The sequence below is a fragment of the Delftia sp. JD2 genome (genome assembly GCF_001682645.1).
In the GTDB taxonomy this organism is placed as follows: Bacteria; Pseudomonadota; Gammaproteobacteria; order Burkholderiales; family Burkholderiaceae_C; genus Comamonas; species Comamonas acidovorans.
The window spans coordinates 1-11,523 of sequence record NZ_LFJT01000001.1; the positions used below are offsets into that span (position 1 = coordinate 1).

The window sequence follows — 11,523 nt, forward strand, 5'->3', positions numbered from 1 at the left end:
GCAGGCCCGGCTCCGTGGCCTGCGCGCCCGCCAAGGGCAGCGCAGCGCCCGCAGGCAGTGCCGCCGCCGTGAAAGGGGCCGCACCCGGCGCGGAAGCCGATGCGGCCGCCAGCGCCATGGCCGCGCCCTGCGCCTGGGCCCAGGCCTGGGGCACCTGCAGGCTCAGCGTGAAGCCGCGCTCGCCCTGGGGCGTCAGCAGCGTGCCCTGCTGCACCCACCAGCTTTGCAGCGCGGGCAGGGTCTGGGTTGCGCCGCCTGCAACACCTCCAGGCGCGCTGGCACCGGCCTGCGGCGCCAGCCCCGATCCGGCCAGCAGCGCATCCACCACCTTGGCCTTGGCGGCTGCCACGGCCAGCGTCACTGCGGCAGCAGAGGGCTGCAGGGAGGCTGCGGCCTGCAATGCAGGCGAGGAAGACGCCGCCTGCGGCGCGGCGCCGGCCTGGGCAGAGGCCGATGTTCCCGTCTGCGGACTCTGGGATGGCTGCGCTTGCCCTCCGGACGCCGCTGCACCAGCTGTCGTGCCGGCGGCCAGCGCCTGCAGCAAGGCCGCCGAACCCGGCTGGGCCGCGAGCAACTGCAGGGCCTGGCCCTGCTGGGTACCTACTTGGGCCAGCAAGGCCTCCAGCAAACGGCCCAGCGCCTCGGACACGCCGCTGGCCGGCCACTGCGGCGCGGGCGCGCCGGGGCTGGACTGGACCTGGCGCGCCAGCTGGGCCACCAATTGCTCGAAGGCCTGCAGGCGCAGGCTTTGCAGCATCTCGGGCGACCAGCGCACGGCCGTGGCCGCTGGCGGCGTGACGGGAATGGAGGGTGATGCGGGTGACGCGGGTGAAGCCGGCGCCACCGCAGCGGACGGAGCCTGTGGCGCCACCGGCGCGCCAGCGGCCGGGCCGGAGGCAGGCGCCGCCACTGGCAGCGGCGAACTCATGTCAGAGGCTCCGCCCAGGCCATCAGGCCGATTCCGGGTAGAACAGGCGGCGCGTGGGCGTGCTGCCCACGGCCTTGGCGATGGCGCCGATGTGGTCCGGCGTGGTGCCGCAGCAGCCGCCCACGATGTTGACCAGGCCTTCGGACGCGAATTCGTGCACCAGGCGGCTGGTGACTTCTGGCGTTTCGTCAAAGCCCGTGTCGCTCATGGGATTGGGCAGGCCGGCGTTGGGGTAGCAGCTGATGAAGGTCTCGGGCGCGGCCTTGTTCAGTTCCTGGACGTAGGGGCGCATCAGCGCCGCGCCCAGCGCGCAGTTCAGGCCGATGGACAGCGGGTTGGCATGGCGCACGCTGTGCCAGAAGGCCGTCACCGTCTGCCCGGACAGGATGCGGCCCGAGGCATCGGTCACCGTGCCGCTGATCATGATGGGCAGGCATTCGCCGCTTTGCTCGAAGGCCTCGTCCACCGCGAACAGCGCGGCCTTGGCATTGAGCGTGTCGAAGATGGTCTCGACCAGGATGACGTCGGAGCCGCCCTCGATCAGCGCCAGCGTCTGCTCCAGGTAGGCCTGGCGCAGCTGCTCGAAATTCACGTTGCGCGCGCCCGGATCGTTCACGTCGGGGCTGATGCTGGCCGTCTTGGGCGTGGGGCCCAGGGCACCGGCCACGTAGCGCGGATGGCCGGGCGTGCTGTACTTGTCGCAGGCCGCGCGGGCCAGCTGGGCGCTCTTGAGATTCATCTCGCGCGCCAGATCGGCCATGTGGTAGTCGTCCTGCGCAATCGTGGTCGCGCCGAAGGTATTGGTCTCGATCAGGTCGGCGCCGGCGGCCAGGTACTTGTCGTGGATGTCGCGGATCACGTCGGGGCGGGTGAGCGACAGCAGCTCGTTGTTGCCCTTGACGTCATGCGGGAAGTCCTTGAAGCGGTCGCCCACGCTGCCGGGGCCCGTGTAGCCCTGGCCCCGGTACTGGGCCTCTCCCAGCTTGAAGCGCTGGATCATGGTGCCCATGGCGCCGTCAAGAATGACGAGGCGCTTGGCAAGGATGGCGGGAAGCTCTTTGGCGCGGGTGTACTGGGGCAGGCTCATGGGGAGCGATTGTAGGAACTCCGGGGCGGCCGTGCCGGGCACGAGGATTCCCCCAGAAAACCTGTCTGCGCCCCAAACAAGAGGCGCGACCTATGAAACTAGCGCACCCCCACGCCAGAGACACCGAGGAAGGGCCTATGCCGGCCGCGCCGCCCCGCACCGAGGGTGTCGTCCCCCTCCCGCGTAGCGAGAGAGGGGGAAGCGGCGCAGCCGCTCAGGGGGTGCTAACCATTTCAGCTGCAGACAGAGACGACTTGAGCCGGCTGGCGGCTCAGGCTCACATACACATGGCCCACGCCGCTGTCGAAATATGCGGCCTCGTGGCGGCCCAGCTCCACCGATTCGCCGTTCTCGAACAGGATGCGCACCCGGCCCGAGAGCACCATCACGAACTCCTGGCCCGCATGGCGGATGGTCTCCGAGAATTCCCCGGCCTCGCGCGCATTGATCACGGCCACCAGGGGCTGCATCTTCTTGCCCGGGAAGGCGCCGCACAGCACGCTGTAGAGGTACTGGTCGGTCTCGTAGCGCTGCACGTCCTCGAAGCAGTCCTTGACCACGGTGGGCGTGTCGCCGGCCGCCTGCTGGGCGTCACCGACCATGAACAGCCGCGTCATGTCGATGTCCAGCGCGTTGCCCAGCATGAGCACCTTCTCGTAACTCAGCGCGATCTGGCCGCGCTCGGCCTTGGAGATGGTGGACACGGCCAGCCCGCTGCTTTCGGCCACCTGCTGCAGCGTCAGGCCGCGCTCCTTGCGCGCCTTGCGCAGCTTGGCGCCCACTTCGTGCTTGCCCGCAGGCATGGCGGCGGCCGTGCGGGCGCCCGGCAGCACGGCGGCGAGGACCTGGTCTGGCGTGGGGAGAGGGCTGGACCTGGGGCTGGATCTGGTGCGGGGGCTGGGCATGAAGCGGGCGATCGGGGCTGGCGACCGCCCGATTCTAGGGTCAGGCCCGGCCGTCAGGCGCCGCGCAGGCCGGCCCCGGGCGCCTGCCTGCGGCCCATGCGCAGCCAGCCCACCAGCGCGCAGGCCATGAGGGCGAAGCCGATGTAGCCATAGACCGGGTAGACCATGCCCACCAGCGTGATGAAGCCCGCGAAGCTGCCGCCCAGGGCCAGCACGCCCGCCACGCCCGTGCCCCAGCGAAAACGCGGCGTGCCGGCCGGCAGGATGCGGGCCACGAAGGCATAGAGCATGCCCACGGCCGTGTTGAGGATCATGCCGAAGATGACCAGCGACATCAGGTGCCCCAGCCAGGGCGAGATCTGCGTGGCCAGCGACAGCATGGGCATGGACAGGCCGCCCAGCGTGTCCATGCGCCAGTACATCGCGGCCGCGATCATCAGCATCAGCAGGCCCAGCAGCAGCCCGCCCGCCACGCCGCCCCACAGCGCCACGCGGCGCGAGCTGGCCTGCCCGCCCATGATCACCAGGAAGGGCATGCCCGCCACCACGTTGTAGGAGACATAGAGCAGCGCCGCCACCAGCCAGTGGCCCGCGCCCCGGGGCTGGGAGGCGGCGGCGGCCTCCAGCGCGGCCATGTCGCCGTGGGGAGTCAGCAGCACGTAACCGGCGACTACCACGGTCATGAACACCAGCAGCGGCGTGACGGCGCCGATGAAGGCGATCACCCGGCCCACGTCCAGGCAGACGATGAGCACCGTGGCGACGGTGGCCAGCACGCTGCCCCAGACCTCGGGCAGGCCCAGCCACTGGTGCAGCAGCGAGCCTGCGCCCGCCAGCATGACCACGGTGATGGCAAACAGGAAGAAGGTGATCAGCACATCGAACACCATGCCCACATGCCGGCCCAGAAGGGCCTGCACCACCTCCTTGTGCGAGCCGGCCTGCAGGCGCTGGCCCATGGTGGAGAACGCCATGGACAGGAAGACGAAGGCCAGGGCCGCCACCAGGCAGCCCGCCAGGCCGATGGCGCCAAAGCCCGCGAAGAACTGCAATATCTCCTGCCCCGAGGCGAAGCCCGCCCCGACGATGACGCCGACGAAGGCGCCGGCAATCCTGCTCACTTCCTTGAATGCACCCATGCCTGTCTCCTTGGATTGTTGTGTGTTGCGGGGGCTGAAAAGGTGAAAAAGGGATGACGGGTCAGGCCGCGAAGCGCGCCGGACTCAGCCGCAGGGCATCGACGCCTTGGGCCAGCAGCTCGGCGGGCAGCGGCTCGCGCATCAGCAGCGCGGCCGCGGCGGCCGAGGCGCCGGCCGCCGTCTGTATGCCATAGCCGCCCTGCCCGGCCAGCCAGAAAAAGCCCTCGCGCTGCGCATCCCAGCCGATCACGAAGTCGTCGTCGGGCGCAAAGCTGCGCAGCCCGGCCCAGACATGGCGCGGCCGGCGTATGCGCAGGCGGGTCAGTGTCTCGATGCGGTCTATGCCCATGGCCACGTCCAGCTCCTCGGCCACCACATCATGCGGCGGCACGGGATCGGCATTGGCGGGCGAGCCCAGCAGCTGGCCCGCATCGGGCTTGAAGTAGAAGCTCTCGTCCACGCCGATCACGGCAGGCCAGCCGTGGATGTCCTCGCCCTCGGGTGCGGCAAAGGTGAAGGCCGAGCGGCGCCGGGGCTCGATGCCCAGCGGCCGCGCGCCGCACAGCCGGGCCACGGCATCGGCCCAGGCGCCTGCGGCATTGACCACGGCGCGGGCGCGGACCTGCGACCCGTCCTGCAGCACCAGGGTCCACAGGCCCTGGCCATCACCATCCACCTCACGCTCGGCGCCGGACAGTTCGGCGCCGCAGCGCAGCCGCGCACCGGCACGCGCCATGCCGCGCAGAAAGCCCTGGTGCAGTTCGGCCACGTCGATGTCCATGGCGTCCAGGTCATGCACGGCGCCCACGAGCAGGCTCTCCTGCAGGCAGGGCACCAGGGCGCAGGCCTGGCGCGCGTCGATGCGCTCGGCGCGCAGGCCGTCGCGGCGGTACATGGCCAGGGCCTCGTCCAGCTGGGGTTCCTGGCCGGCCGTTCCTATGTAGAGCACGCTGCGCGGCTGCAGCAGCGCGTGCTCGCAAAAACCTTCGGGCGGCGCGCTGTAGAAGCCACGGCTGGCGCGTGTCAGCGCGCGTATCTGCGCGGTGCCGTAGCTCTCCATGAACATGGCGGCCGAGCGGCCCGTGGCGTGGTATCCGGGCTGCGGCTCGCGTTCCAGCACCAGCACCGAGGCGCCCGCACCGGCCAGCCGCCAGGCCACGGAGGCACCGGCCATGCCGCCACCGATCACGGCGAAATCCAGAACCTGGCTTTCCATCATCCATCGCTCCATTTTTTTCCAATGAGAAAATTATCCGATAAGAAAAGAATGAGGCAAGCCCCTGGTCCTCGTGGTTTTCACCGGGTACGCAGCACAAGAAAAAAGGGACGGCGCCTGGCCGTCCCTTGTGGCAATGCGCGCCGCACGCTCAGGCCGGCGGCAGCTTTCCGTCCCAGCCACCGGCCAGGGCCTGGTACAGCGCCACGGCGGCGCGCAGGCCGCGCGCACGGCTGTCGGCGGCCGCGTCCTGGGCCGCATACAGGTCGCGCTGCGCATCCAGCACTTCGTACAGGCCCACGCTGCCCAGGTGGTAGCGGCGCAGCGCCAGTTGCTCGGCACGCTGGCGCTGCTCGGCGGCCTGCGCCAGGTGGGCGTCTTCGCTGCGCGTGCGCTGCAGGCGCACCAGGGCGTTCTCCGTGTCCTCCAGCGCCAGCAGCACGGTCTGCTGGTACTGGGCCAGCGCGGCCTGGGCGCCGGCCTCGCTGGCCGCGATGCGCGCCCGCACGCGGCCCACGTCGAGAAAGGACCAGTCCACGCCCAGGAACACGCTGCTGCGGGCGCTGGCGCCCTCGAACAGCGAGCCGCCGTGCAATGCCGTGCTGCCCAGCAGCCCGCCCAGCGACAGGCGCGGGAACAGGTCGGCCGTGGCCACGCCGATGCGTGCCGTGGCCGCATGCAGCCGTGCCTCGGCCACGGCCACGTCCGGGCGCCGGCGCAGCAGGCCGGCCGGCGTGCCGGGGTCGATGGCCGGCGGCAGCTGCGGCAGGGCGGCAGGCACATCCAGCGCGGCGATCAGCGCCTCGGGCACCTGGCCCGTGAGCACGGCCAGCCGGTGCTGCGCCATGGCGATCTGCGCCTGCAGCGCGGGAATGCGCGAGCGCGTGGCCTCCAGCTGGGCCTGGGCGCGCGCCAGGTCGAACTCGGTGCCGCTGCCGTGCGCCAGGCGCAGCTGCACCAGGCGCAGCGTGTCCTGCTGGTTGGCCGCATTGGCCTGCGCCAAGGCCAGGCGCTGCTGCCAGCCGCGCAGGTCGGCATAGCTGCCCGCCACCTGGGCCGCAATGGCCACCTGCAGGGCCGCCAGGTCGGCCGCATCGGCGCGCAGGTCGGCATGCCGCGCCTCGATGCTGCGCCGCACGCGGCCGAACACGTCGATCTCCCAGCTGGCGGCCAATCCGGCCGTGTAGCTGCGCTGGCTGCGCGGGCCATAGAAGGCCTCGCTCTCGCTGAGCTTTTGCTGCGTGGCCCGGCCCGACATCGTGACCGTGGGCAGCTGGTCGAAGCGGCTTTCGCGCAGCAGCGCCTGGGCACCGTCCAGCCGCGCCAGCGCCACCTGCAGGTCCTGGTTGTCGCCCAGCGCGCGCTCCACCAGCTGCGTCAGTTGCGGGTCCTGGAACTGGCGCCAGAAGGCGGCATCGGGCTCGGCCTGGGGGGTGGCCGGTGCAGGCTCGGCCCGCGCGAACTGCGCTGCGGCCCGCGGCGCCGCAGGCGCCTTGAAGTCGGGGCCGACCGCGCAGCCGCCCACCAGGGCGGCGGATGCCAGCGCCAGCGCGTGGCGGCTCAGGGACTTGCGTATCTCAGGCATGTGGGGACTCCAGGGAGGCGGGCTGGGCAGGCCCGGTGGAATGCGCAGGCGCATGCCCCGTCAGCGCGCGGCCCGAAAGCCGGCGCAGCGTGACGTAGAACACCGGCGTGAGGAACAGGCCGAACAGGGTCACGCCCAGCATTCCCGAGAACACGGTCACGCCCGTGGCCGCGCGCACCTCGCTGCCCGCGCCGCCACCGATGAGCAGGGGCACGGCCCCCGCGATGAAGGCGATCGAGGTCATGACGATGGGCCGCAGCCGCAGGCGACAGGCCTGCAGCGCGGCATCGACGATGCCCACGCCGCGCAGCTCCAGCTCGCGCGCGAATTCCACGATCAGGATGGCGTTCTTGCAGGCCAGCCCCATCAGCACCACCAGTCCCACCTGCACGAAGACGTTGTTGTCGCCGCCGGCCAGCCAGACGCCGAACAGCGCCGCGCAGATGCACACGGGCACGATGAGGATCACGGCCAGCGGCAGCGTCCAGCTTTCGTAGAGCGCGGCCAGCACCAGGAAGACCAGCATCACGGCAATGGCGAAGACCACGGCCGCGGCGTTGCTCTGCTCCACCTGCTGGTAGCTCAGGTCGGTCCAGGCCAGCTCGATGCCGCGCGGCAGCGTGCGCTGCGCGATCTCCTGGAGCTTGGCCAGCACCTCGCCCGAGGACAGCACGCGCGGGTCGGAGTCGCCGATCAGATCGGCCGCCGGGAAGCCGTTGTAGCGCAGCACCGGGTCGGGGCCGAAGCTGGGCACCACGGTGACCATGGAGCCTATGGGCACCATCTCGCCGCGTGCATTGCGCGTGCGCAGACTGGCGATGTCCTCCACGGTCTGGCGGTGGTCCGCGTCGGCCTGCAGCATCACGCGCCAGACGCGGCCGAAGGCGTTGAAGTCATTGACGTAGACCGATCCCAGGTAGGCCTGCAGCGTCTGGAACAGGTCGGTCAGCGCCACACCCTGGGCCTTGGCCTTGGTGCGGTCCACCTTGACTTCCAGCTGCGGGATGTTGGACTGGTAGCTGCTGACCGGGTAGGTCATGCCCGGTGTTTTGGCGATCTCGGCCTGGAAGGCCTGCAGCGCCTGCTGCAGCGCCGCGTAGCCCAGGCCCGCGCGGTCCTGCAGGAACAGCGAGTAGCCCGAGCCGTTGCCCAGGCCCTGGATGGGCGGGGGCATCAGCGCATAGGCGAAGCCGCCTTCGATCTGCGAGAACTTGGCGCCCAGCTCGGCATTGATGGCCTCGGCGCTGCGCGTGCGCTCGCCGAAGGGCTTGAGCATGATGTAGGCGCTGGTCAGGTTGGGCGTGGTCGTGGACTGCAGCGCGTTGAAGCCCGCGAAGGCGGCGACCATGTCCACGCCTTCCACGCTTTTGGCGGCATCGACCATCTGGCGCGTGACCGCATCCGTGCGGTTCAGCGAAGCCCCCTCGGGCAGCTTGGCGCCGCCGAACAGGTACAGCTTGTCCTGCAGCGGGATGAAGCCGCCCGGCACGGCCTGGAACAGCACGGCCGTGCCCGCCAGCAGCGCCGCATAGACCGCGAACACCAGGCCCCGGCGGCGCAGCGAATGCCCCACCGAGTTCTGGTAGCCGTGGGCGCTGCGGTCGAAGAAGCGGTTGAAGGGCCGGAAGAGCCAGCCCAGGCTGCGGTCCAGCCCGCGCGCCAGCGGATCGCGCGGCGCGCCGCGCGGCTGCAGCAGCTTGGCCGCCAGCGCGGGCGACAGCGTCAGCGAGTTGATGGCCGAGATCACCGTGGAGATGGCAATCGTCACGGCGAACTGCTTGTAGAACTGCCCCGTCACGCCGCTGAGAAAGGCCATGGGCACGAAGACCGCGCACAGCACCAGGGCGATGGCGATGATGGGGCCCGAGACCTCCTTCATCGCCAGGTGGGCCGCCTCCAGGGGCGTGTGCCCTTCCTCGATGTAGCGCTCCACGTTCTCCACCACGACGATGGCGTCGTCCACCACGATGCCGATGGCCAGCACCAGGCCGAACAGGGTCAGCGTGTTGATGGAGTAGCCCAGCAGGTACAGCCCCGCGAAGGTGCCGACGATGGACACGGGCACGGCCAGCAGCGGAATGATGGAGGCGCGCCAGGTCTGCAGGAAGACGATGACCACCAGCACCACGAGGATGACGGCCTCGATCAGCGTGCTCTGCACCGCCTTGATGGAGTCGCGCACGAAGACCGTGGGGTCCCAGACCGTCTCGAAGGCCACGCCCTCGGGCAAGTCCTGCGAGAGCTTGTCCATGGCCGCGTAGACCTGCTCGGCCACGCCCAGCGCATTGGCGCCGGGCGACAGGAAGATGCCCACGGCCGCCATGTTCTTCTTGTCGCTCCACGAGCGCAGCGTGTAGTCGCTGGCGCCCAGCTCGATGCGCGCCACGTCGGCCAGGCGCACGACCTGGCCGTCCGCACCGCCCTTGAGCACGATGCTGCCGAATTCCTCGGGCGTCTTCAGCCGCCCGCGCACGTTGATGGACAGCAGCTTGTCCGCGCTCTGCGGACTGGGCTGCGCGCCCAATTGCCCGGCCGAGACCTGGATGTTCTGCTCGCGGATGGCGGCAATCACCTCGGGCGCCGTGAGCTGGCGCGCGGCCACCTTGTCCGGGTCCAGCCACACGCGCATGGCGTAGTCGCCCGCGCCGTAGATGCCCACGTCGCCAATGCCCGGAATGCGCGCCAGCACGTCCTTGATCTTGAGCGTGACGTAGTTGCGCAGGTACAGCGCGTCATGCTGGCCGTCCTGCGACACCAGGCCCACGTACATCAGCGGCGTGGACGACTGCTTTTGCGTGGTCACGCCGAACTGGCGCACCTCCTCGGGCAGACGGCTCTGGGCCTGGCTGACGCGGTTTTGCACGCGCACGGCGGCCGTGTCGGGATCGACGTCGGGGCGGAAGGTGGAGACCACCTGCAGGCTGCCGTCGGACGCCGCGACCGACTTCATGTACATCAGGCCTTCGACGCCGTTGATGGCCTCCTCCAGCGGCACGGCCACCGACTCGGCGACCTCCTTGGGATTGGCGCCCGGATAGGTGGCGCGCACCACCACGCTGGGCGGCACGACCTCGGGATACTCGCCCACGGGCAGCTGCGGAATCGCGACCAGCCCCACGGCGAACAGGATGATGGAGAGCACGACCGCGAAGATCGGCCGGTCTATGAAGAATTTGGAGAAGTCCATGGTGCTTCCCGGTTCACTGCGCGGCCACGGCCGGCGCCTTGGCCACCGCCGCCTGCCCATCGCCGGGCGCAGGCTTGGGGCTGATGGGCATGCCGGGGTAGTAGATGCGCTGCAGCCCGCCGACCACGAGCCTGTCGCCCGCCGCCAGCCCCTTGTCCACCACGCGCCGGCCATCGACCATGCGGCCCAGCTCCAGGTCACGGCGCTCGGCCTTGTTGCCCTCGCCCACCACATAGACGTACTTGCGGTCCTGGTCGGTGAGCACGGCCTTGTCGTCGATCAGCAGCGTCTGCCGCTCGCCGCCCACGCCCTGCGCGTCTTGCAGTTGCACGCGCGCGAACAGGCCCGGCGTCAGCATGCGGTCGGGATTGGGCAGGCGGGCGCGCATGCGCACCGTGCCCGTGCCCGCGTTGAGCTGGTTGTCGGTGAAATCCAGGCTGCCCGCATGCGGAAAGCCTTCGTCGCCGGCCAGCCCCACACGCACGGGCCGCTGCACGCCGGGCCGCCCCTTGGTGTCCTTGGCGGCCTGCTGCTGCCGCAGGAAGCTGTGCTCATCCGCATCGAAGTAGACATACACCGGGTCCTGCGAAACCACGGTGGTCAGCACGCTCTGGTCGGCCTGGGCCAGGTTGCCCACGGTGAGCAGGGCGCGGCCCGCGCGGCCGGAGACCGGCGCGCGCACCTCGGTGAAATCCAGGTTGAGCCGGGCTGCCGCCAGCGCGGCCTCGGCGGCGCGCACCTGGGCGGCGCTCTGGGCCAGGGCGCCGGCGCGCGTATCGGCCTCCTCGCGCGAGACGGCATGCTCGGCCACCAGCTGGCGGGCACGCTGGTCCTGGGTGCGGGCCAGCGCGGCGCCTGCGCGCGTGCGCTCCAGCTCGGCCTCGGCGCGGGCCAGGGCGGCGCGGTAGGGCCGCTGGTCGATCACGAACAGCAACTGGCCCTTCCTGACCTCCTGCCCCTCGCTGAAGGCAATGCGCTCGATATAGCCCGACACGCGCGGGCGCAGTTGGACCGACTCCACGGCATCGATGCGGCCGTTGAACTCGTCCCAGACGCGCACGCTGGCCGGCACGACCTCGCTCACCAGCACCTCGGGCGCAGGCGGCGGGCCGTCGCTGGCGTGGGCATCGCCCACGGCCTGCGGTCGGCAGCCGGCAAGCAGGGCCAGCGCCGCCAGGGCGCCTCCAAACAGGGCACGCCGCAACGGCGGCGGTGGAAGAACGGGCATGGATCGACTCTCCTTGAGGGGGATGGGCAAGGCCCTGCTGCCGGGGCTGCGGCGGGGCCGGAAAAAGGGGCGGGACCGCAGGCTCTGGAGGCCTTCCAGGCGGTTGCTCACAATGGGTTGCATTCTTCAAGTTCAAGTGAACTTGAAGTCAAGATCCGCGCGCAAAGACACCACGAAAATTGAGGACGGTTTACCCGGGACATTGCTGGCCGGATCGGACAAGCGCAGCGGCAATTGACCAGGAACGA

General features: G+C 70.5%; 7 protein-coding genes and 1 pseudogene. All 8 read right to left on the reverse strand.

Annotated elements, in window-relative coordinates; genetic code table 11:
• A pseudogene (locus ACM14_RS00005) lies at window positions 1-928 on the reverse strand (Fe-S oxidoreductase); the annotation flags it as partial.
• A 22-nt stretch (window positions 929-950) separates the two neighbouring features.
• Window positions 951-2,015 (reverse strand): homocysteine S-methyltransferase family protein, encoded by a 1,065-nt coding sequence (locus ACM14_RS00010; protein WP_043823294.1) that lies wholly within the window; start codon window positions 2,013-2,015, stop codon window positions 951-953.
• Window positions 2,016-2,248: 233 nt separating this feature from the next.
• The gene (locus ACM14_RS00015; RefSeq protein WP_175403214.1) at window positions 2,249-2,920 is read right to left on the reverse strand and encodes a helix-turn-helix domain-containing protein; all 672 of its coding nucleotides are present in this window, start codon (window positions 2,918-2,920) and stop codon (window positions 2,249-2,251) included.
• 53 nt (window positions 2,921-2,973) lie between these two features.
• Window positions 2,974-4,059, reverse strand: a complete 1,086-nt coding sequence (locus ACM14_RS00020; RefSeq protein ID WP_012202106.1) for a membrane protein — start codon at window positions 4,057-4,059, stop codon at window positions 2,974-2,976.
• 61 nt (window positions 4,060-4,120) lie between these two features.
• Window positions 4,121-5,275 (reverse strand): FAD-binding oxidoreductase, encoded by a 1,155-nt coding sequence (locus tag ACM14_RS00025; RefSeq protein ID WP_175403215.1) that lies wholly within the window; start codon window positions 5,273-5,275, stop codon window positions 4,121-4,123.
• Window positions 5,276-5,426: 151 nt separating this feature from the next.
• Window positions 5,427-6,860, reverse strand: a complete 1,434-nt coding sequence (locus ACM14_RS00030; RefSeq protein WP_065344901.1) for an efflux transporter outer membrane subunit — start codon at window positions 6,858-6,860, stop codon at window positions 5,427-5,429.
• The gene (locus ACM14_RS00035) at window positions 6,853-10,047 is read right to left on the reverse strand and encodes an efflux RND transporter permease subunit (RefSeq protein ID WP_034397640.1); all 3,195 of its coding nucleotides are present in this window, start codon (window positions 10,045-10,047) and stop codon (window positions 6,853-6,855) included. Before ACM14_RS00035 ends, ACM14_RS00030 begins: the two co-directional genes overlap by 8 nt.
• Before the next feature lie 13 nt (window positions 10,048-10,060).
• Complete coding sequence (locus ACM14_RS00040; protein ID WP_065344902.1) at window positions 10,061-11,275, reverse strand: efflux RND transporter periplasmic adaptor subunit; 1,215 nt, start codon at window positions 11,273-11,275, stop codon at window positions 10,061-10,063.
• Between the last annotated feature and the right edge of the window lie 248 nt (window positions 11,276-11,523).

Excerpts from the sequence above, each read along its gene's own strand:
- ACM14_RS00015 (WP_175403214.1), bottom strand. The coding sequence starts at position 2,920 with ATGCCCAGCCCCCGCACCAGATCCAGCCCCAGGTCCAGCCCTCTCCCC.
- ACM14_RS00030 (WP_065344901.1), bottom strand. The coding sequence starts at position 6,860 with ATGCCTGAGATACGCAAGTCCCTGAGCCGCCACGCGCTGGCGCTGGCA.
- ACM14_RS00035 (WP_034397640.1), bottom strand. The coding sequence starts at position 10,047 with ATGGACTTCTCCAAATTCTTCATAGACCGGCCGATCTTCGCGGTCGTG.
- ACM14_RS00020 (WP_012202106.1), bottom strand. The coding sequence starts at position 4,059 with ATGGGTGCATTCAAGGAAGTGAGCAGGATTGCCGGCGCCTTCGTCGGC.
- ACM14_RS00040 (WP_065344902.1), bottom strand. The coding sequence starts at position 11,275 with ATGCCCGTTCTTCCACCGCCGCCGTTGCGGCGTGCCCTGTTTGGAGGC.
- ACM14_RS00025 (WP_175403215.1), bottom strand. The coding sequence starts at position 5,275 with ATGGAAAGCCAGGTTCTGGATTTCGCCGTGATCGGTGGCGGCATGGCC.
- ACM14_RS00010 (WP_043823294.1), bottom strand. The coding sequence starts at position 2,015 with ATGAGCCTGCCCCAGTACACCCGCGCCAAAGAGCTTCCCGCCATCCTT.